General features: G+C 29.6%; 14 protein-coding genes and 1 tRNA gene. 12 read left to right on the top strand and 3 right to left on the bottom strand.

The window, feature by feature from the left end; genetic code table 11:
- Positions 1 to 169 precede the first annotated feature (169 nt).
- The 12 genes from OEA66_RS09970 to OEA66_RS09915 all read left to right on the top strand — a co-directional run bounded on the left by OEA66_RS09970 (position 170) and on the right by OEA66_RS09915 (position 20,449).
- Positions 170 to 970: a hypothetical protein gene (locus OEA66_RS09970; protein WP_267281231.1), complete on the top strand. Its 801-nt coding sequence runs from the start codon at positions 170 to 172 to the stop codon at positions 968 to 970.
- A 151-nt stretch (positions 971 to 1,121) separates the two neighbouring features.
- Complete coding sequence (locus OEA66_RS09965) at positions 1,122 to 1,499, top strand: hypothetical protein (protein WP_267281230.1); 378 nt, start codon at positions 1,122 to 1,124, stop codon at positions 1,497 to 1,499.
- A 220-nt stretch (positions 1,500 to 1,719) separates the two neighbouring features.
- A complete protein-coding gene (locus OEA66_RS09960) occupies positions 1,720 to 2,382 on the top strand; it encodes a hypothetical protein (protein ID WP_267281229.1) in 663 nt (220 codons plus the stop codon).
- A gap of 154 nt (positions 2,383 to 2,536) precedes the next feature.
- Positions 2,537 to 3,340: an abortive infection system antitoxin AbiGi family protein gene (locus tag OEA66_RS09955; RefSeq protein WP_267281228.1), complete on the top strand. Its 804-nt coding sequence runs from the start codon at positions 2,537 to 2,539 to the stop codon at positions 3,338 to 3,340.
- A 269-nt stretch (positions 3,341 to 3,609) separates the two neighbouring features.
- Positions 3,610 to 5,313: a DNA cytosine methyltransferase gene (locus OEA66_RS09950; protein ID WP_267281227.1), complete on the top strand. Its 1,704-nt coding sequence runs from the start codon at positions 3,610 to 3,612 to the stop codon at positions 5,311 to 5,313.
- A 2-nt stretch (positions 5,314 to 5,315) separates the two neighbouring features.
- Positions 5,316 to 7,058 (top strand): nuclease-related domain-containing DEAD/DEAH box helicase, encoded by a 1,743-nt coding sequence (locus OEA66_RS09945; RefSeq protein WP_267281226.1) that lies wholly within the window; start codon positions 5,316 to 5,318, stop codon positions 7,056 to 7,058.
- Positions 7,058 to 9,514, top strand: a complete 2,457-nt coding sequence (locus OEA66_RS09940) for a hypothetical protein (RefSeq protein ID WP_267281225.1) — start codon at positions 7,058 to 7,060, stop codon at positions 9,512 to 9,514. The genes OEA66_RS09945 and OEA66_RS09940 overlap by 1 nt, the downstream gene beginning before the upstream one ends.
- Complete coding sequence (locus OEA66_RS09935; protein ID WP_267281224.1) at positions 9,507 to 13,808, top strand: helicase-related protein; 4,302 nt, start codon at positions 9,507 to 9,509, stop codon at positions 13,806 to 13,808. Before OEA66_RS09940 ends, OEA66_RS09935 begins: the two co-directional genes overlap by 8 nt.
- Positions 13,809 to 16,085 (top strand): MrfA Zn-binding domain-containing protein, encoded by a 2,277-nt coding sequence (drmB, locus tag OEA66_RS09930; RefSeq protein WP_267281223.1) that lies wholly within the window; start codon positions 13,809 to 13,811, stop codon positions 16,083 to 16,085.
- Positions 16,086 to 16,285: 200 nt separating this feature from the next.
- Positions 16,286 to 16,960, top strand: coding sequence for a hypothetical protein (locus OEA66_RS09925; protein WP_267281222.1), 675 nt, complete (start codon positions 16,286 to 16,288; stop codon positions 16,958 to 16,960).
- A gap of 116 nt (positions 16,961 to 17,076) precedes the next feature.
- Positions 17,077 to 18,519, top strand: coding sequence for a DUF262 domain-containing protein (locus OEA66_RS09920; RefSeq protein ID WP_267281221.1), 1,443 nt, complete (start codon positions 17,077 to 17,079; stop codon positions 18,517 to 18,519).
- On the top strand, positions 18,509 to 20,449 hold the full coding sequence (locus OEA66_RS09915; protein WP_267281220.1) for a DUF262 domain-containing protein: 1,941 nt from the start codon (positions 18,509 to 18,511) through the stop codon (positions 20,447 to 20,449). The genes OEA66_RS09920 and OEA66_RS09915 overlap by 11 nt, the downstream gene beginning before the upstream one ends.
- A gap of 184 nt (positions 20,450 to 20,633) precedes the next feature.
- On the opposite strand, the gene OEA66_RS09910 is transcribed toward OEA66_RS09915, so the two are convergent.
- The 3 genes from OEA66_RS09910 to OEA66_RS09900 form a co-directional block, all read right to left on the bottom strand.
- On the bottom strand, positions 20,634 to 21,842 hold the full coding sequence (locus OEA66_RS09910) for a site-specific integrase (RefSeq protein ID WP_267281219.1): 1,209 nt from the start codon (positions 21,840 to 21,842) through the stop codon (positions 20,634 to 20,636).
- Between the two features lie 255 nt (positions 21,843 to 22,097).
- Positions 22,098 to 22,182, bottom strand: a tRNA-Ser gene (locus OEA66_RS09905).
- A gap of 121 nt (positions 22,183 to 22,303) precedes the next feature.
- Entirely contained in the window at positions 22,304 to 23,161 is an 858-nt protein-coding gene (locus OEA66_RS09900) for a GIY-YIG nuclease family protein (protein WP_511165685.1), read from the bottom strand.
- Positions 23,162 to 23,170 lie beyond the last annotated feature (9 nt).

Raw genomic sequence — 23,170 nt, 5'->3', positions numbered from 1 at the left:
CCCTGTTATTCAATAGGAGGAAACCCCGAATTCTGAAATTATAGAGGGACATAAAAAATACAGTAAAGAGAACAAAGGATTGTTTGATCGAGTAACTAATGCATCTCTGTATTAGCAAGCCATAAATCTCTGAAAATTAAGTATATTTAGCATGTAAAATATTATAAAAATGACTTTGGACGAATTGCTTTTACTCAGTGACAAATTAAAACAAACGATTTACAACTTAAAGTTTAAAGAGAACGATGCTAGAAAAGCATATTTTGAAAATCTCTATGCAATTGTTTATGACTTTTACAAAGGTAAGGTCTTCTTTGAAATCTCAAAACAAATCGGCAAAGGAAATATAAAATTTACAGAAGAAATATTCTCATTGAATACACATATAAGAAGAGTATATGAAATAGCTGACCATCATTTATTAGCACAAGCCTATCAAAATGATTTAAACAAAAAATTACTATTAGAATCATTTACAAATTTTGAAACAACTATCAATCTATGTTTTGAAGAATCTGTAAATGAGGAAGATAGGAACAAAATTATCGATGATCTTAATAAAAAAACTCTCAGAGTTTGTAAAGAGCTAAACCCTGAGAATTTTAGTGAACTGCTATCGGAACTGCGTAAATCATCTTTTATACCTCTAGGTAGGAAATTTAGATATATTTCAAATAGAATTAAGGATTGCTATTCTAGTAATTACAAAGAAGATGTAGCTTTTTTAGAATTTTGTAGTAAACTTAGAAACAGTTTTTCGCATTCAAGTGGTTTATATTTTGGAAGCGCTTTTGAATACACTTTTGAAGGTGTTAAATTTATTTTTCAGAATAATCAATTTCTAATTATGGATGGTGAAAACAGCAATGTCATATTACTAATAAATGAGAAATTGACAGACGTCCTATATAGACTTTTAAATTGTTTGGATGATATCAGTTATATAGCTTATCCTGATGATGGTTTTTAATTGTTTATTCACTAAAAATAATCGTAGAAAAATTAAGAAAATAAATTATTCATGTGTATTTTATAAGTCGTAATTTATTGTTTTATATAAAATTGTAAGAAATGAGGAGGAGCTATTGTATATTTAATCAATAAATATAATTATTAACTATATGAAAAAAGGTGAAATTTATAGATTAAGGGAAGAATTCAAAAAACATTATAATACAGAATCATTTAATCATCCTTTTGTATTTTGGGAAAATGAAGGCATAAATATTAATGGTATAATGATTACTTGTTCAAGTATTCCTAAATATTCTAATAAAGAATTCGAAGAATACCATTTTGAGAAAGGCTATGAAATAGGATTTGGAAAATCTGATAAATATCCTAAATCATACTTCGCACCACTCTATTTATTAAAAAAAGTAAAATTTGATCATTTAGAAAAAGTTGGAAAATTAACCCAGGGAGGAATTAATCATCTGGAAATTGCTAAAGATGACTTAGAATATACAGATTGGGAAACTCATATGTTAAAAGATTAAATACATATTACAAATTGCACAATTTAGTATATCCCTCAATATTAAATTCATTTATAATGTATTATTAACCTCATCAAGAAACAAAAGAAACTTAACAATTAGCTATTTTTATTCAAATGATATCGCCAAAGTAACATGATAGTATATATAATGAAAAAAATGGGTTAGTTTGAATCTATTGTGATAGTAAAAAATAATCAAGAAGATAATAATTAAGTAAATGGAAGAAAAACAATTTATAAATCAATTATTAAATATTAACATTAGTGAAGATAAATCAGTATCTACTCTTGCTATCGCACTTCGAGGTGCTCGGGAATTGAGCAATAGAAATATTGAAACAGGTGAGTTAGATAAAAAATATGATGTGGTTATCTTAGATAAACAAATTGAAAACAAAACTTTTTTAAGTAATAAATTTCTAGCAATAACTAATTATTTAATAATCATTGACTTGATTGGAAATATGTTTTATCACAAAAATGGAAATGAAAATAGCAATGACGCATTTAAAAATGCTTTAAGTAATTTCACAGAATTAGATAATAAAATTATAAATTCACTGAAAAATCTAAGAAATTCTTTAGCACATCAATTCAGCTTAGGAAATGATACTGAAATATTTATTCTAGATTATTCAAGTACTTCTGATAAAATTATAGAAACCGCTGAAGAAACTTATCATATTGAGAAAAGAAATCAAGAAAAAAATAATAAAAATTTCACTACAGCTTACTATTGGAATATTTGCGACTTAGTTGAAACCATTTTCTCAAAACTTTTGGAATTGAATAACCAGAATGAGTTGTCAATACTAAGCAAATATAAAGATGGCACCAGTATTAAAAAGTATCATCTTAATTCTATATTTTTCGTGAAATAAAAAAATTATCTTTAAATCAATTTAATTGATAAAAATAGTATTAACATCCTGGCAAAAGCTGGGATTTTTATTTATTAAAAATAAAATTAAGGTAAATTATAATTGACTACATTTGAAAGTTATCTGCTATTATTAGCGATATCATGTATAAATTATGGGTTTTGAACAAAAGAAGATTAACCATATCTTTCATTACACAAAAAAGATATCTCTACTAAAAAGTGTGCTAAAAAATGGATTCGCACCATCATACTGTATTGAAAAAGTTGGTGATAACAATTATTATATTCCTATGGTTAGCTTTTGTAATATTTCAATAAAAGATGTTGAACTTTACGCAAGGTATGGAGATTACGGAATTGGAATGAGCTTAGATTGGGCAATTAAAAATGCTATATCCCCAGTAGTATATACGCATGAAAACACAAAATTTCGTAACATTCATAATAATATTAATAATATTCAAATTTGGAATCTAATAGAACAAATGCTTCCAAATATAATTGAAGCAAAGTTAAACGGTAATAATGATAACACTGATTATTCTCAATATGAAAAAATAATTCAAGAGGTTAATCGAATAACAGTTCCTGCAATTCAGCATTTTAAAAACTGGAAAGTTCAATACAAAGAAAAAGAAATAATTACTTACTTGGAAAGGGAATGGAGATATATTCCAAACCTTCCAGAAGATGTAAGTAATATAATACATGAAAACGAAAACGAATTTCAATTACTAAAAAATAATGAATTTAGAAAAAAACCTCATTTTCCTGAATTAGCCTTACAAATTAATGAGATAAGCGATTTAAGATATATAATGATTAAAAATGAATCTCAGCGAACTTCAATAATTAATATTCTATATAAAAAATATGGAAAAGAAAAGGTTATTGACTCTATTTTAAATGGTAGATTATTAATTTTCAGTGCAAAGAATATAAAAAATGATTTTTAAATAAGTCTGCTAGGATAAATTATATAACATTATTAAGAAAATTCAGTAAAAATACTGATATCTAATTTTGAAATACTACTTATTTTTATCAATTACGGAAATCCATAATATTTTTATTAAAGCAATTTCTATATTTGAAAACTTCTACGAATTAATAACCCTTTTTTATTAAAATCTTTAATATTGGTTAAATAAAAAAATCAGGACAACAATATTATATATGCAAAATGTATTTTTTAGCAATGTTACAATTAACAATAAAATCGTAAATGAAAAAACTTAAAGTTATAGATTTCTTTTGTGGTGCAGGAGGTTTTTCTGAAGGATTCAGGCAAATGGGTTACGAAATAATTTATGGTTTCGATCATTGGAAACCGGCTGTAGATACTTTTAATCATAACTTCAATTTGAGTTGTGAGGTAAAAAACATTCTAGACTTTAAAAATTCAATTGATGAAATTGAAAATTTACCGAATACAGAAATTATCTTAGGAAGTCCTCCTTGTGTTAGTTTTTCAAGCTCTAATAAATCTGGTAATGCAGACAAATCGTTAGGGGTTGAACTAACGGAAACATTTTTGAGAATTGTTGCGGTTAAAAAACATCAGCCTAACTCAATACTTAAGGCTTGGTTTATGGAAAACGTAGTAAACTCAAAAAGGTATTTACAAACAGCTTATACCTTCAAGGATTTAGGTTTAACTGAATGGGCAAATAAAAATAGGATAAGCCCTTTAAAAATTGCAATTAACCTATACGAAAACTCGGCTATCATTAATTCTGCGAATTATGGTTCTTTTCAGGCTAGAAAAAGAGTTATATCAGGTGAAATTATTAAAAAAGGTAAACTTATTATCCCAACAACAACCCATTCAGATGGATTAGATGGAAAAGAGAATTATTTGACAATTGGAAAGATGAAAAAAAACTTTCCCAATCCCTTTACCAAAAATTCAGATAAAATCATTACTGATCCGCAGTATCAATTAAAAATTTTGCAAAACCAATTAACTGATCATTTCTATGATACAGGAATTTATAAAGTTGAATGGAAATTTTCTAAATATTGGAAAACTAATCATCCATTTATGGGGAAAATGTCATTTCCTGAAAATGAAAGCAAACCTAGCCGCACTATTACAGCAACAAAAATCGCAAACTCAAGAGAGTCTATTATTTATAAAACTGAACTCGACAGATTTGGAGATGGCGAATTTCGTCTGCCAACAGTTAGAGAAGCAGCAATAATAATGGGGTTTCCAATCACTTATCAATTTTTAGGGACAGATAAAAATAAATGGCGTTTAGTTGGTAATGCAGTTTGTTGTTCAGTAAGCAGAGCATTCGCTAAAATCGTTTTAGATGAATTTAAACTTACAATACCAAATAATCTTGTATTAAATAATAAGCCCTATATTGATGGGGTAATAAATCTTAACACATACAAATTGAGGACGTTTGATAAACCTCCCATAAAAAACCATGGTTCAAGATTTAGAAGGCACACCATAAAAGATGGAAATTTGACAGTTACTTTATCCAATTACGATATTGAGAACAACTCTAAATCAGCCGAGGGCAAATGGTTTACATCAATTCAATATGGTACAGGTAAAGGATTTCCGATTCAAAAAATCAATGATAAGTATTACAACAACCTTGAAGAAATAATAAAAGAATACAAAGGTGGAAAAGAGTTTTTGAAACATATCAATAATGGATTTTCTGATAAGATTGGGAGTTCGAACGAACTACAAAAACTTTATGAATTACAAAAATCAAGCACTAAATATAGTGAACCAACTGAGTTAGTTGATTCAGTTAAACAGTTAATTGATAAACTCAATCTTGAGAATGTTGAAATTGAACAAAAGAAATTGAGAATATTCGAGCATAAAGACAAAGTCCCATTGAAACAATTTTTCGCATTATACGCAATCAATAAAATTTCAACAATTGCAAATGGAAAGTGATTATGCCAGTACGATTCCATCCAAATAATCCAATAGATGCCTTAGAGACCATAATCGTAAAGGATGATGGCTCACCACTTCGTGGTGAAATCGATATTTATAGACAACTTTGGAACGATTTAAGTAAAAGTAATTTAGACTGGGACGTTTGGCACGATTTGAAATTACCCGAGCACTCTGATAACTTTAATTACTATAAAAAGACAAGTTCTCAAATAGATTTTTTGGTTCTCTGCAAATATGGTTTATTAGTTTTAGAGGTAAAAGGAGGTGCTATTTCAACGAAGGACAACACCTTTTTTTACGGAAAGAAATTCGAGACTCCAATTAAGCAAAATCCCTTTAAACAAGCAGAAGGTTATAAATATACTTTAAAAGACAAAATTCTTAATAATTTAAAAGGTTGTTTTTTTTGTGAGGCAATAGCTTTCCCACACGTGGATTATCCTTTTGAATCCAAGTTGATTGATGACAAATTATTGTGGACATCTTTTATTGCAAAAGATTATGATGGGTTAATCGAGAAGTTTCTAGTGAATGTGTTTGAATACTCTAAAAATAAACACAAAAAACACTTTAGAAATTATAATGAAGTTTCACCTAAGGAATATGTTGCAATCAAAAAAATACTGAGTCCAATTATTGGTGATAGAAATCAATTAAATACCATTAATACACTCGAATGGCTTGGTATCCAAAATATTGAAATATTAGATGGGTTATATAAAAACCCAAGGATAATGATTGAAGGACCTCCAGGATGTGGTAAAACAACGATTGCAAAGGCTTTTATTGATAAACAGCATAATAAAAATGGGATATATTTATGTTGGAACAATCTATTAATGCACTATACCAAATCTTTGTTAACAGAAAGACAGTTTTCGAGTAATATAGAAGTTACAACCTTTTTTAGATTTTTTCAAAAATGTAATCCATTATTAGATTTCGAAGAATTTAGTTCTTTGAATGAGGAGCAATTTTACGATTTGGTAAAAAATACCATTCAGAGGCTTGAAAAAGATGATAAAATAAAACCGTACGATTTTATTGTAATTGATGAAGCCCAAGATTTACTTGACAGAGGTTTGGATTTATTTATTAATAAATTTTCTGGGTTTAATGGACAAGGGTTGCTAAATGGAAACTCTCTGGTTTTATTAGATATTGATCAAAGTTATTCATCAAGTGGTCGTAGTGTTTCAGAAATTGCCGACTTGCTGACTGAATATTATTGTCATTTTAAAGTTAATGAAGTAAAACGAAGTTCACAAAATCCTGATATTCGCAGGTTATCATCAGAAATTTTACAGTATCCGCAAATATTTGAAGAAGATTGTTTTGAAGAAAAATTTCCAAATATTATTATAAAACGCTATAAAAATTTACAAAATGTAAAGTCCCATATCGTAAAAAATGTTTTAACTCCAATTAGGGAAACTGATTCATCATTACAAGGCAAGGATTGCATTATTTTAATTGAATCAACTTTTCTGAGAGGAAACTACAGAGGAAAAGAGGATTTACGAGAATTACTAATTATAAAAGATGTTGAAGAATTAACAAAAACAAATGTCGGAGATACAGCAAACAAGTTGAGATTTTCTTCCGTACTAAAATTCAAAGGACTTGAAAAAAAGAATGTTTTTTTAGTGATTTCCAAACCAAGTGAAATCAATAAATACGAAATTTTTGTAGGAATTACAAGGGCTATCCTAAATGTTGAAATAATTATTGTTGAATAATGGAATTTATAAAACAACATATTTCACATTACTTGTATTCATTTTTAAATGAAAAGCCAAGCAAATTAGATGGCATTGTCAGCTTAATGCAGAATGATTTAAGAGCAGAATTTACTGATGTCATTCACTACTTAAATAATGTACTCGATGAAACTTTTTCGTCCAATAATGACGGTGTAACTCCCTTACATATACATTTTGAAGATGAATTTAGTGAATGTCAAAAACTAGTTATTGCGGAATTTTTGAGTATCAAATCATTTAAAAATTATCAAAATAAAATCATACAAAATGGAGGAGTAAACAACGAATTATATGAACTATTATTTTCATTAAAGACTAAAAACTCCAAATGCCCAGATGGAGCAAGTGCACAAAAGAAAAACAAAATTTGGAAAGAATGGATTCAAGAAATAAATAACAATAAATCACTCGTTGACTTTTATAAAGGATTTGATCAAAACTCTTTTATCAAGCCAAAATTACTTTTAAACACTCAAACAAGTTTTTGTCATTTACTTAATCAATTATTTAGATTTAGACCATTTGCTATTGCCATTACCAGCAAGTATCAAAGTATTAATTTATTAAATGCAACCCAAACCCTGAATGAAATAGATACAATCAGCAATGAAATTATTAATGAATTAGATTCGATTGTCCTTTTTGATTGCGAGCGAAAAAGCCTAATGTCTAGTTTTTCATTTGAGGAAATAAACAAATGGAACTCTGATTATGAAACTAGGTTCACTAAATATTTGATTATCACATTTGGTAAAGAATATCAATCAATAAATAATACGAAAAATAAAATAGAATTAGTCAAAGACAAATTTAAATTACCTACTAATTCTTCTTACACAATAAACAAATCGGAAATAGATTTTGTTCTCAAAAGAAAAGAAAAATCATCAATATCTATTGAATTCGTTGGTTTTGAATCATCAAGTTTTTGGGATACATTCTTGTTAGAAACAAGTATTAGAGAATTATATGAATTAAGGTCAATAAAGCTGATGAATATCTATTCCATTTGCTATACTGATGTTATAAAAAGGTATATAATTGAAGATCTTTTTTCAAAAGAAGAATCATCAGAGTTAATTTCTTCAAGCACTAAAATGGCAATTTTAGAATTAAGAGATGAGGATATTGAGACATTAAAAGAAGCCCTTTCCATCACTCTAGATTTGATAATAAATTCTCAGTGTAAATTGAAAATCATTAAGAACTTATCAAATACGGAGACTATTATTTTTGATGAAGCAATATTGAGAAATGTGAAGTTATTATCAATGATTACTACTTGTCTTGGTTTAACAAAGTCAATTAATTTAAAAACTTGGTCAGATTTATTAAATTTAGATTCAAATTGTTTTATTATAATATCCTACCGTGACCAAGGTAAATATCCAAATTTACTAGAGATAGAATTTGATTCTAAAAAAATTGTTAGCATAATATTGCCTAATTTCTTGTTTGGTCATCACTATAAATGGGCAAAATACTATTTATTAAAGGAATACTATAAACTTCTAACTCATCCAATCAGAGAGAATCATTTTGAGTGGAATAAACTCCAAAATACAATACAGACATTAAAGCCAGAAAAAAAATTAAATATTGACTGGAATTTAGAAAGCGAGTATTCAAATTCAGAACAAAGAGATTCGTTTAAAATTAAACTTAAAAATCAAAGAGCTAAAACATTTAATAACTCTAATTTATTCATTGTTTCGGATGATAAAAATATAACGCGAAAAGTTGTTAAGATAGACTTCTTGATATCTCTTGAAAACGATGACAGCAAGGTGTATGTTCAGAGTTTAGATGAAATCCAGGATGACATAAATATTTATGAAAAAATAATTGACAAGAAACAACAGGAGGAAGAATTAGAGGTCATTAGAAAACAATTCAATCTAGGCGATGAAACTGCTGGAAGACTTTGGAAAGTGCTCTTGAAAAATCTTGCTAAGAAATTAGGAGAAGATGCACTTTACTTTGAATTGAAAAAACATTTTGAAACTAAAGGTTTAAAAATTGTTTCACAATTTCATTTCAAGAATAGCTGGATTAATCCTCAAAGCGAATCAATTGCACCATTAAGCAAGAGAACATTTATTGAATTATGTGAGTACCTAAAAATTCCAAAAATTTACTTTGTCATTATACAAAGAATTCGGAACGCCTCTAAACAATCAAGTCGTCAAAGTACTAGACAAATGATTCAATTACTAAAAGATTTATGCAATGATGGATGTTTTGATAATGATAAAAATGCAAGAGAGATAATTACTAATAGATTAGGATTCTACAAATCTAATCATCCGTTAGAAGAACTTGGAATTGACGAAAATTATTTAGCTGATAATTTAGTCACATTAACAGAACTTATTCAACCAGAGCTAAAATTACTAGAACTTGAAACCATTGAAAAACTAAGCAATGAGTAAAATTATAGATAAAAGAAATTCATTAGAGCGTTTTATTCGAGAACAAACTTTAGGCCCGGGAATAAATGGCTATCGTTATGTAGATTTAGAAAGTGAAGCTCTTACTGATAAGGTTCTTATTAAAGAAGAACCATTAAACTATTCTTCAGAAATTTTGGATATAGTACCTGCTGCAATATATAGTACAGGAATTTTGTTTCCGGAAGACAAAAGTAGTACTTGTAAGGAAGGAATAGCATTAGATAACAACGAACAAGCAGATAAAAAAGATGAAGCTGAAGAACAAGACTCCCAAAATAATAGTTCAGAAGACATCGAAGCCACAGAAGAAGTTGAGTTAAATCAAATGTTTCCAAGAACAATGGGTTTAACTTGTTGCTTAGATGGGAATTTTTTAAGTAAAAAAACAATTGAGTTCAAGATTAATTTTCGTTATTATCAAAAGCTAAAACAAGATAAGGAAGGCAAATTCAATAATAAATATGGGCTTCTATGTGAAGTTAATCACGAAGAAATTCAGAAATTTATTACCAAGTATGACCTTAACTTTTTTAGAATAAAGACAATCAATGAAAATCATTTTCTATTATTATCTAAATTATCAAATCAAGAAATCACTCAGATAAAAACAAAAATTAGAGAAATACAAAAACAAATTGCTGAAACGCTTTTTGATTTATCCAATTCCGTTTCAACAATACCACAATTAACAAAAGCTTCTTGTTATTTGAGTAATTTAAAGTCATCTATTTATTACGAGTTAAAAAATAGCATTACAAATGATGAGACCAGAGCAAAACTTTATGAAGTAACGCAAAAAATAGAGCTTGTAGAAAGCATTACAGACCATTTCAGAAATTTGTTGGATGTCTATTCAGGCGGATATGGTCTGTGGCAGTCTACTCCAGTAGAAAGAATTATAAAATTAGACAACATAAACTTTCCAACGAAACTTAGAAAAATATCCTATTTATATAATAAATCTATTGATGAAGTCAATATTTCAGTAATTAAAGAAGATGGAACAATCTCTGATGGCTTGAAAGACATTTTCCGATTTAATTTAGATGATAAAAAAGAAGATTATGCCTCAATATCCGCTAACATTCAGCTAAGTAGAGATTCAAGAAGAAAAAGCGAACAAGTATTTCTAAAAATTCAATTAATTAATACAAGTATTGCATTTGACGAAGCAAAACAAAATGACAACAGATATTATTCAACATTTAATGAATTAGTAAATCAAAAATCATTCTTTGGTGTTAATCTTTCTATTGAATGTGAAGATTTAATACCATACAGCAATCACGAATATCCTCAAGAAAGTGACAACACTTATTCTGAAGATACAACAACTTCATTTATTTACGACCAATTTAAAGACTTTGCAATTGGTCATAATTGTTCTGTCAAGTGGAGTAAGTTAAGCAAGCCGCGTATGGTGGAAACAGAATATTTACCTTTTTGTGAGACTCCTGATATTGATCCAATTCCTAGAGATAAAAGCAAAAGAATAAATGATGAACAAGAAGGTTTTATTTCTCCTTTATTCTTGGAAAATTCAAAATCTCAAGAATTCAAATGGCTTTCTACTTTTTCAGATGCATCGAATGATGATATTTTAAATGGGCTAAACGAATTTGTAGACTCTTACGGAAACTGGATTGAACTTAAAAGGAAAGATGAAAAATATCAAGGAGATTTTTCTGGTATTGCAAATCAAGAATTGGAGAAGTGTGTTGAGGATTATAAGCGGATGAAAGAAAATATAAATAATTTCCTTTCAGGCAATAAAAATGAAGAAAAGCTAAATTCATTTCGTTTAATGAATGCAGCAATGTTTATGCAATTATGGCATTCAGTTAAAGCAAAGGATGGAAAAGTAATTTCATTGATGATTAAGGATGATTTCACTAATTTTAATCCTGAGTTTTATATTAATGCAGATGATAAATTATTCTCACCATATACCGAACCGGCAGGATGGAGAGCATTTCAGCTTGCTTTTATATTATTAAACTTAGATGGAATATTTAAATCCGAAGATGATACAAATTGGAATAAAAGAAACAATTGGGTTGATTTAGTTTGGTTTCCAACTGGAGGCGGAAAAACAGAAGCATATCTCGGTCTAATTGCTCTCACTATAATCAATCGAAGAAAAGAATTCAAAGAAAAAGGTGGTGGTACGGCTGCCATAATGAGATATACACTTCGATTACTAACGATGCAACAATTTCAAAGGGCAAGTTTAGTTATAATGGCTTTGGAGTTAATTAGAAGATGGGGTACTTATGAACTAGGTGATGAGCCCATAAATATTGGCTTGTGGGTTGGTAATAATTCTTTACCAAATAAGTTATTACACGATTCCAATGATAGAAATAAAGATTCTTTACTTGCCGAATTTGAAAAAATAAACAAAGAAGAAAAGAATAAAATACCTTTAGATAAATGCCCTTGGTGTGGTTCGAAATTAAAAGCCGAGACAACAACTCACTCGGATACAACTGCTACCGTTTTTGAAAAAAATAGGCTTCATTTATACTGTTCAAATACTAAATTATGCTCCTTTGGTTTTGGAAAGGGAAGACCAAGTTCAAGAAAGCTTTACCAAGGTCCAATTCCCGTCTGTTTATCTGACGAAACTATTTATCAGCATCCGCCAGCCTTACTTTTTGGCACAGTAGATAAGTTTGCTCAGTTAGCTCATAAAATTGACGGATCTAAACAAGGTATAAATAAAGATTCTAGAAGAATATTTGGAAACAAGAATTGTTCTTGGGAACAGGGTAAACCAAAAGATGGATACCTACCTCCTGATTTAATTATTCAAGACGAGTTACATTTATTACTTGGCCCTCTTGGTTCTGCTGTTGCATTGTTTGAATCGGCCGTGGATCAGCTTTGTACAAGAGATGACGGAACTAGACCAAAAATCATTTCATCAACAGCCACTACAAGAAATACACAATTTCAAATTGCAGCACTCTTTGATAGAAAAGTAAATCTATTCCCGAAACCAGGAGTTGAATGTGATGATTCCTTCTTTGCTTTTTATAAAAGGCGATTTAAAAGTATCGATGACAAATCACCAGAATACCTTTCTAAAAGAAAGTACATTGGTATTTTGCCAACTGGAAGAACTCAGATTTGGATGCAGATGAGATTAGCAGCAATCATAATGACTCATAGAGCTATTTTTGAATTAGAGGAGTTGGGAGAAAAGGATCCGATTGACTTTGATCTATACAAAAATTTTGAAAAAGCAATGGATTATTATCACACTACAATAAGTTATTTCAATAGTCTTAAGGAAGTTGGCAAAACCCAATCTCAAGTTCAAACATATATTTTGAAGGAACTTCGCAGAGTATTTGCAAGAGTCGTACGACCACAAAAGTTGATGCATTCACTTTACACTTACGGCCCGATACAAGAGTCTGAATTAACGGGAAGACTTTCGGGTGAAGAAGTTAAGAATGAACTAAAAAGTGTTGAAACAAAATGGAATGCTAAAAAGCGTTTCGCTAGTAATGAAAATAATGAATTGAGTAGAGGTAAAGTTCCTCCAGAATTCGTTGTCGCAACCAATATGATTTCAGTTGGTATTGATGTTTCAAGATTCAATACCATAATTATGAATTCTATGCCACGTAATACGGCAGAATATATTCAGGCAAGTAGCCGTGTAGCAAGAAATGATTATGGACTTGTTTTAACAGTTCATCACCCTTTTAGAGCAAGAGATATTTCTCATTATGAAAAATTTATTGAGTTTCACGAAAAAATGTATAGTTATGTTGAACCAATTTCTATAACTCCATTTACACAAAAAGCAGTGGAAAGATATATGGGTTTGTATTTAGCAACAATGATTCGACATACAACTCGGTTTACTGAAAGACGTTCAGCAAGCGATATTTCATCGATTTCAGAAAATGAACTTTCAAACATAGTTTCAGATTTAATGACTTATTTTGAGAGGAGAAAAATAAGAATGTCTACTTATAACAACTTAATAAGCAACTTATTGAGACAAGAGAATATTGTACATATTAAAAGTTGGATTGAAGAGGCATTTTCAGAATGGAAAGAAGAATCAAATAAGAATTTAACCAATAAAAAAATATTTGTATTCAATAACAAATCGGCAAAGTCAACCCCTTCACAGGAACAGCTCTATGTCGATATAGATGAATATGAAGGGAATATTCATAGCAAAAAATGGCAAGTACCAATGTCTTTGAGGGTAATTGAACCAGAGGCAGCAATTAAAATAAACTCATTGTAAATGAAAGTATTAAAGCAAAATCAATATAATCAAGGGGTTGGGAAATACAAGCTACTCTCCTCAACATCTGGTGTTGGTTCAATTATTACAACTAAGCTGGGTTCCTATGTTCTAATTTCTGATATTCATAAATGGAAATTCATTAAATGGGTAAATTCTAAAATTGAAAATATTAGAACGAATAATACAGATGACAGAAGAGTATATGAATTAAGCAAGTATGAAATTTCAAATAGAGGATTAGAATTTATTGATGATCAAAGATTTATTAAGTTCATTAAATCAGAGAAAAATCTTGAAAACTTAGTCTGTTTGGTTGGAATACCACATATGGCTTTGAATGAATCATTCAACACTCCAAATTGGAAAAATCATCCAATTAAAACTGCGTTAAAAAATGCAGGAGAACAATATGATGGAGTTTCAAGCCATTATATGATTAGTGGAACTCACTTCCCAAAATGGTTTAAAAATTCTGATGGAGAATTAAAGTTGATTCGAGAATGGCTTACTATTTGGGAAAAAGAATGTCGCAAATATCCTGACACGTTAAAACTCGAGAATTTTGCCCCACCCAGAGATGCTTTAAGCAAAAAGGCATTTATTCGTGAATTAAATTCAAAAAACGAGGATGGAAATACCATCAAAATTAGAGAGTACAAAACTTTAGAACAGACTAACCTTATTTTGATTTGTCCAAATGGTCATCTTTCAGATATTCCTTGGGCCAATTATTTAAGATGGAAAACAGAAAAGTATCTAAGACTTAGATCTGATGAAGACAAAGGGCAAAATCTGATGTCAAGTGAGATGGTAGGTCCTTGTTGTAGTAACCCAAAACTTAAATGGACAGAAAGTAAAACAAAATCTGAAGGGTATGGAAGCATCTATATTGAATGTAACAGCTGTGGTTTAGGGTCTGGCTCAGATAACAAACCTAAAATTAATCTTGAGGGTATCAATAGTCTAGAGCCATATTGCATTGGTCAAAAACCTTGGGAATTAGATAGTGAAAATCCTTCCATTACTCCATATGAAAATTGTTTTATTAGAAACGATAATAAAAATGGTCGTGAAAAAATGAGGATTGCATTAGTAACAGCCAATAATGTTTACTATGCAAATGGATTTTCAAGTCTATTTATCCCGATGCACATTGCAGAGAATAAACCAAAAGAGTTAATTGAGGCAATAAATATTCTTGAGAAAAAGTATATAAAATATTTTGAACGTACAGCAATAACTAAGAATGAATATTGGAGAACAAAATTTGATTTCAATGACTTTATAATTGACAACGATATTAATCTTGAAAATGAAGGTCTATTTAGAACTCAATTAGAATCAGAATTTTTAAACAATAAAAATAATATTGAAATTAGTGATAAGCACGAAGAGTATAGGTGGCAAGAATACCGATGTTTTTCTATTCATTCAATATTGCCTGATGTTGAAATAAATAAAGGTTTGCGATTTAAAGATATACAGCTACCAAATGAGTTAGTTAATCTGTTCAAAAAGATTCAGCAGGTAGAAGAGTTAAGAGTAACAAACGTACAATTGGATTTCACAAGAGTTAAACCCAAAGAAAGAATTGTTGTAAATGGAGAAGTGAGAGAATCTTCAAGTGGACAAAATATATTTTCAATTGATTCTAAAGAATTGTTTACTCTGCCTGCAAATGAAACTTTAGGAGAAGGTCTCTTCTTTGAATTCTCTAATGAGAGTATTGATAGATGGATTTCAGATAATATAGTTGTTTTAGAAAATCGATTTGAAAAATATTTGAAGGAACTTCCGAGCCACAATAGTCAAGGACTTAGTTCCAAAATGAAAATCTACAACAATAAATACAAGCATTTTTTAATTCATTCATTCTCACATTTGATGATGAGAGAATTAGAGTTTTCTTGTGGCTATCCAACAGCTAGTTTAAAAGAGAGACTGTACATCTCTACAAACCCTGAAAAGCAAATGTCGGGTTTACTTATATACACAGCAGAAGGTTCAGAAGGTAGTATGGGAGGATTAATTTCCCAAGGAGAACCAGAAAAAATACTTGAGATAATAAAAAAAGGACTTGAAAGGTCTATTGACTGCTCATCTGATCCATTGTGTTGGGAGTCTGATGGTCAAGGAATTTTTGACTTGAATTTATCTGCTTGTTTTTCTTGCTCTTTAGTAGCAGAAACAGCTTGTGAAGAAATGAATTTAGGGTTAGATAGAAGGGTTCTTGTTGATGAAGATTTTGGTTATTTTAAAAATATACAAACTTAACCACTTCGTTTACAAGCATATTATTAAAATTGCTAACATCTTTTGATAATAGGGAGTCTGAAGTACTTCTATGAAAGAGTCGTGCAAAATCCCACCTTCGCACTTTGATTTATTTGTGCTAATTATTTGCCATATCGTCGCCGAGGACCGTTATCTATAGTTTTTAACAAAGAATAGTAATAAATTAACATTTAAATTATATGAACACATTATACATAATTCTAACGACTTTATTTCTTATTTTATCAATTATCTATTACTTAAAATATCAAAAAATCTTAAAAGCAAATTCAAATTTAAATTACAAAAATATAAATGAAATGCTCTCTAAAAAAAATAGTGACCTTTTAAGAAACAATGAAGAATACGAACAAAATTCAATAAAAACTATTGAAAAATTTCAAAATATTATTAGCACAAAAGAACAAGAAATAGAGAATTTAAAAAACGAATTGGATATAAATATTTCAAAGTACAAAACTGAAATATTCAACCTAAAAGATGAATTCTTAATTGAAAAAGAAAGAACATATGACAAAGGAATTGCAAAAGGAATAGAACGTTCAAATTACAGGATAGAAATACACCCATATCAAGAAATCAAACAAGTAAAAAAGATGCTTGGTAGTGAAGATGTTTTAAATGTGGGATATAAATATATTATGTTTATGAATGATACTCCAACAGCATATTCACACATTGAAATTTTTGAAACGGTTTCTAAAAAGGAAATTGACGAAGAAAAAATAAATAAATTATTATCTCGTATTAGTGATGTTAGTAGTATAATTCCTAATGGTAATGTAAAATTAGTTGGTAATATTGCTGAGTTTGGGAAAAACCTACTAAACTTTAAAAATAAAAACTATAGATAATATAGGCTTGCTAAAATGTAGGTTTAAAGGGCTTTGTTTGGAAATTTGTGCAAGGTTCAATAGTAGTAATTCTATTGAACTTTTATGTTAACCCTCTTTCGACATTAATTAAATCGTTGACTTTTGTTGAAGGGCAATTCCAAGGCAAACATTCTTTAAATATAAAAACAGAAAATAATAAACATAATGATATAAAAATTGATGTATCTAAAATTTGTGCTCTGATAAAATTGGAAATGAAAGAAATAGAAGTTGAAAGCCTCACATTAAAAGAATTATTTGATAAGCAACAAACGCTTGTCATTCCCGAATATCAACGACCTTATGTTTGGACACCAAAAGAAATAAATAAACTTTTAGTGCAATTAAAGCAACATCAAGAACGAACTGATGAAAAACCATTATTCTACTTAGGTACTATTGTTCTGCACAAAAAAAACAACTTACTTGAAATTATTGATGGACAGCAACGGCTTACAACATTACAAATTTTATCACTAATCAAATCAAAATCAGATTTTGGGATAAAATATAACCACCCAATTTCTTTAAAAAACATAAAATCAAATCATAGCTATTTTTTAAAAAATAACTATGATTTGATTTCCTTAAACGAAATTAATGTGACTATCGTAATTGTTCAGAATGAAGATTTAGCATATAACTTTTTTGAAACGCTAAATACCGGTGGGAAACGTTTATCTGGCACCGATATTTTAAAAGCACATCACTTACGAAGCATTACAAAAATTTCTGAAAGAAATAAGTATGCTTATAACTGGGAAGAACGACAACGGAATTTAGAAGCTGTAAATAAATTATTAGCAAAAGCACGTAGAATTGATTATTTGAAGCCAAAAAATATCCCTGATAAATTTGCAAGTGCTGAAAATTGGAAAAATGTATTAACAGAGGATTTTGCTGAAAACATAGGAAAGGAAAAATTAGATATTGGGTATTCATTGGTTGAAATTGAAGAAAACACACACCGTATAATTTCAGACAAATACTCTATTAGACAGCCTTTGAATGAAGGCAAAAATTACCTCAATTATTTGATGAGTTTTTCAAATGCATATAATTCCATTTTTGAAACAAAAAACAGAGTAGACTTTTATTCAAACTTCAATAATGAAATGATAGAGCAAATTGATGGCACTGTTGATTTGCGAAGCTTTTATCAATTATGTTTACTAAGCTTTGTAGATATGTTTGGAACGGACAATTTATTAGAATTTTCTCTGTGGCTGTTCCGACATATTTTTAGCTTACGTTTAATTGAACAAAATCGAATTTACGAACCAACAGTAAGGAATTACGTGGATAGTACAAAGATTATTGAACGTATTTTTCACGCTTATAATTATCAAGAAATCATTTCTTACTTGAAAGAGTATGAAATAAAGGAAATAAAAATTAATGGTAGTCATGTAAAACAACGTTTTTTTAATAAGTGTTGTGATTTCTTTTCATTAGATAATCCCAGCGAGTTAAATTTTGATGAAAAACTAAAAGTTAAAATGGAAGAAATTGTAAGAAACCATAAAGATGAAATTTGAAACCCACATAAAAACCATTGAAGATATTGTAAAAGAAAACTTTGAGTTTATTATTCCCGTTTACCAACGACCTTATGTTTGGGACGATGAAGAAATAAAAAAACTCTTGGACGACATATTAAATATTTTCATTAATATAAGTTTTGACAGCTCAAATTATTTTGTAGGAAATACTTACGTAATTAAATCTTCAAACAAAATTCGTAAGAAACAATATGAATTGATAGATGGTCAACAACGTTTCACTACATTTTGGTTGATTGCTAATGCTTTTAAGTTATTAAATATCAAAACAGATATAACAGATTATTTGGAGATTGCTCATTCCAATAACACAAAGGACATTCGTTTTGATTTTGATATACGAATTGAAGTTGCTAATTACTTAAAAGGTTTATTAGACAATAGTTCATATATAAAGTTTTCAGACGTTAGCCAGAAGGAATTTTTAAAATTTATAGCCAAAGGTGTTGAAACTATAAAACACTTTATCACTTCAGAAATAAAAGAAGAACAACGTGCTGATTTTGGCAATTATATTTACAAAAATGTATACTTTATTTTCAATGTCGCACCTAAAAATACAGATTTGAATTCATTATTTACGGCTTTAGGTACATCGGGTATTCAACTTCAACAATCAGATATTCTAAAAGCACGATTACTTGAAAAAGTAAATAAAAATTCGCGTATAAAGTATTCTAAAATTTGGGAAGCCTGTGAAGATATGAGCAACTATTTTGAAAAAAATGTCTCCGATGTTTTTAATATAGAAAGAGCAAATATTAAATCAGAAAATTTTAAATCTTATGAGGAATCTTTCTTTAAAAGTGAGAACACTAATGCTTCTGAAAATAGCCATAAGGCAAAAACTATTAGTGAAATAATCAACAACGAAGAAGTTGATATAAAAGTTGACATTACAAATACTGACAATAGTTCTAAATGTCGTTCTATTATTTCGTTTAATATTTTGCTTATTCATTCATATAGAATTTTCAATTTGCAAAAACAACGTAAAAACTTTGAACATGCCATAGACCCCAAAACAATACTTTCTACCATAAAACTTGAGACTTTTTCTACATCAGAAGAAGCTGAATATTTTTTTGAATTGTTATGGAAAATACGTCATGTATTTGACAAACACATTGTAAAATGGCGATTTGAAGAGGATGATGACAATGACGAGAAATTGCTCTTGACAGAAATTACTACAAGTAGAAGTTACAATAAAAACTATTTTTCAAGAACTAATTTATCTTATTCATCTTCGCAAATGCTTCAATCTGTATTGTATTTTACAGGTGGTTTTACTCAACAATATTGGCTGACACCATTTCTATATTTTTTGTTAGAAAATGAAAATTTAAGCAATACACAAATTATTGCAGAGCTAGAAAAAATCGATAATCTAATGTTGCCTGGCGACAAAAAAGAAATTTCAATAGAGTTGGCTTCACAAGTGAAACGTAATGAAAAAATTGATTTAAAATCTTTAAGTATTCTTGATATATCGCACGGCACTAGTTTTCATCATTATTGGTTTTATAAATTAGAATATTTACTCTGGAAAGATTGGATAGACCGTGAAAAATCTGAGTTCAAAAATTATAGAATAACTTCAAAAAACTCAATAGAACATGTTTTTCCTCAAAACCACGAATTTGGGAATAAATTAGAAAATACTGAATTTGATTGGTTAAACAGTTTTGGCAATTTAGGACTGTTATCTGTAGGTGAAAATTCTTCATACAACAATCAAGATGTAAGAAAGAAAAAAGTAGACTTTGACAACAAGCGAACATATGACTCCCTAAAATTAGCGAAAGTATATTCGTCACAAGACATAAATAGTTGGGACATTGAAAATATTAAACAACATCAAGATAAAATGATAAGAATTATACAACAGCATTATAAAAAATAGTCATAGAATAGATATGTAAATCATGAATAATTTAGTGTATAGATAAAGGAGACCTTCTTGGTCTCCTCTTTTTATTTCTAGTATTTTATATGGTTAATAAAATGTTATTAATCTATCATTTTAGCATTTGCGTAACGTTGCATAAAAAAATTATAAGAGCATTATGAATAGTTTATTTAGTCCATTAAAGTTTGCTTCTCAAAGCTAACATATCATCACTCACTTTCTTATCCAAGATTTTCGCATAATGCTGAGTCGTTTTTATATTGGTATGACCGAGCATTTTGCTTACACTTTCAATCGGAACACCATTAGACAATGTAACAGTAGTTGCGAAAGTATGTCTTGCTATGTGAAACGTCAGCTCTTTATTGATTCCACAGACGTTCACAATTTCTTTGAGATAGGAATTCATTTTTTGATTACTGAGAACGGGAAACAAGACATTTGAATTTACACATTCTGGGTGGTCTTCATATTTTAAAATCAGTTCCTGTGCTAAAGGTAATAATGGAACCCTGGTTGAGGTGTCAGTTTTCTGACGATGTGTGAATATCCATTGATCGCCATCTATTCCAATATTGACGTTAGATTTCGTCAATTTCTTTACATCAACATACGCTAAACCTGTATAGCAACTAAAAAGAAAAATATCACGCACCTGAATCAATCTGTCTGATGCAAATTCCTTTTCATAAATCGTCTGAATTTCCTCTTTGGTAAGATATGGACGTTCCACTACCTTAAGCTTTGCTTTATAGCTTAGAAAAGGATCTTTTGAGAGCCATCCATTTGCCATACATAATCGAACGATTTTTTTGAAATTCTTGATATACTTTACCGCGGTATTGTTTGCGCATTTACGCACACTGCGAAGCCAGAAGTCATAATCCATAATAAAAGCGTGATCGATCTTTGTAATATCGATATCAGAGGCTTTATATTTCCAGATTAGGAATTCCTGCGTATGCTTTAACGATGTTTTATAACGCTCCAATGTTTCCGGGGCAAAATCCTGACCAACCAGGGCTTCTACTTTATCATTGTGATCCTGAAAAATAGGAATGAGCATTCTTGTGGAAATATCGGTTCCAAGCAGTTTAGATTTTAAACTCTCTGATGTTACAAAGTCTTCTTCTTTCAGCATCAGGTAATGAGAATCGTAAATTCGCTGTTCCAAAGTTTTAAGATAGAGGTTCAATGTTTTGGCTTCTTGGGTATTACCTAGTGCCTTGTGTGTTTTAAAATCCCATTTCTGTGGGTCGATGTACCTTTTAGCGGCAATGTCCGCTGCCTTGCCATCTATCGTGATTCGTAAGTAGATGGGTGCTGTTCCGTTTGTTCTGATTTTATTCTTTTTAATAAAGAACAAGAGGTTGAATGTTTTGTTCATAACGTGATAACTTTAATTAATTAATAATTTACTTTTTGTTACCACTTTTTGCAAGATGTACAACCTTTAAACAGCCTATTGGTCGGGTTTCCCTGAATTTTTCGTGACCTATTTTCAAATTTTCAGGATAGGTCACGAAAAAGGTCATACAAATCGTGACCCATTTTGACTTTTTTTTGATACTTCGTAAAAAACAAAAAACGCTGTAAACATTGATGTTTACAGCGTTTTGGCTTATTTTAGTATCTCTACCAGCGGAGAGAGAGGGATTCGAACCCCCGGACCTGTTACAGTCAATAGTTTTCAAGACTATCGCAATCGACCACTCTGCCATCTCTCCAAAAACCTCGAGAATATCGTTGTTTTCAGTGGTGCAAATATAAGACGTTTTTTAATTCTGGCAAATAAAATTTTAAAAATATTTCAAAAAAGTTTATTCAGACTAAAATAGGAGTGAGCCTCTAAACTTCTTCAATCACTTCATCATAAATTACAGGATCTGTAACCTCTTGAAAACGTTTCCATTCGGCTTCCATAGACTTGTTTGTTTTCATTTCTTCTTCCAGTTTCAAAGTTTCACGATATTGTTTTGCTTCGGCAAGAAGTGTCCATTTACAATTTATACCCATATTTTCGATGTGATTTTTCAAATCATTAAGTTCAAGTCTGAAAAATTCTTTTCGTGGATTGATTTTATTAAGCTGGTTTTTAAGAAATTTCTTGTGAAGCTGTCTTTCTAAAGCAGGTGCATCATCAGAATAAATCATGGCATGAACATCAAATTCAAAAGGAACACTTGCATCACCCAACTCACGAACTCTATCCAAAGGCTCCAAACGTCTCGTCATTCCGATTTTATAAACATCTTCGCCAAAAGAACCTACATTTGAAATGATATAAACATTTCCGGTTTTCGTTTGTTGTGCCATAGAAATCGCTCTTTGATTTTTTTCTTCTGCAGCCTCCAATTTCCCCTGAAGTTCCTCCAGTTTTTGCTGGAAAAGTGCTTTTTGCTCTTCATTGGCTCTAGAAACTTGTGCTTCAGCTTTTTCAATCAATTTTTTTAAAGTCTGTTCCTCTTTTTCAGCATCTTTCATTGCTTTTTCAAATTCTTTACGGGCTTTTTCTTCTTCACGAATTCGTTCTCGGATTTCTCTTTGCTCTTCAAGTTCCATTGCTCGTAATTCTTGCGCCACAACTGCCCATTTCAGTTCTTCTAATCTCGCCTGATGATAAATTTCAGAGATTCTAGCATTTCTAAAAGCTTTTCCATTAAAATTAACTAGCTGGAAAGCATCTTCAATTTTCTGTTTTAAAATTCCATAATT

It is taken from the genome of Chryseobacterium luquanense (genome assembly GCF_026460945.1).
Classification (GTDB): domain Bacteria; phylum Bacteroidota; class Bacteroidia; order Flavobacteriales; family Weeksellaceae; genus Chryseobacterium; species Chryseobacterium luquanense.
This window is presented reverse-complemented; position numbering and strand designations above follow the sequence as displayed.

What these genes read in the sequence shown, in the direction of transcription:
- OEA66_RS09970 (WP_267281231.1), top strand. Translation starts at nt 170, where the DNA reads ATGACTTTGGACGAATTGCTTTTACTCAGTGACAAATTAAAACAAACG.
- OEA66_RS09945 (WP_267281226.1), top strand. Translation starts at nt 5,316, where the DNA reads ATGCCAGTACGATTCCATCCAAATAATCCAATAGATGCCTTAGAGACC.
- OEA66_RS09935 (WP_267281224.1), top strand. Translation starts at nt 9,507, where the DNA reads ATGAGTAAAATTATAGATAAAAGAAATTCATTAGAGCGTTTTATTCGA.
- OEA66_RS09925 (WP_267281222.1), top strand. Translation starts at nt 16,286, where the DNA reads ATGAACACATTATACATAATTCTAACGACTTTATTTCTTATTTTATCA.
- OEA66_RS09965 (WP_267281230.1), top strand. Translation starts at nt 1,122, where the DNA reads ATGAAAAAAGGTGAAATTTATAGATTAAGGGAAGAATTCAAAAAACAT.
- OEA66_RS09940 (WP_267281225.1), top strand. Translation starts at nt 7,058, where the DNA reads ATGGAATTTATAAAACAACATATTTCACATTACTTGTATTCATTTTTA.
- OEA66_RS09950 (WP_267281227.1), top strand. Translation starts at nt 3,610, where the DNA reads ATGAAAAAACTTAAAGTTATAGATTTCTTTTGTGGTGCAGGAGGTTTT.
- OEA66_RS09910 (WP_267281219.1), bottom strand. Translation starts at nt 21,842, where the DNA reads ATGAACAAAACATTCAACCTCTTGTTCTTTATTAAAAAGAATAAAATC.
- OEA66_RS09955 (WP_267281228.1), top strand. Translation starts at nt 2,537, where the DNA reads ATGGGTTTTGAACAAAAGAAGATTAACCATATCTTTCATTACACAAAA.
- OEA66_RS09960 (WP_267281229.1), top strand. Translation starts at nt 1,720, where the DNA reads ATGGAAGAAAAACAATTTATAAATCAATTATTAAATATTAACATTAGT.
- drmB (WP_267281223.1), top strand. Translation starts at nt 13,809, where the DNA reads ATGAAAGTATTAAAGCAAAATCAATATAATCAAGGGGTTGGGAAATAC.
- OEA66_RS09915 (WP_267281220.1), top strand. Translation starts at nt 18,509, where the DNA reads ATGAAATTTGAAACCCACATAAAAACCATTGAAGATATTGTAAAAGAA.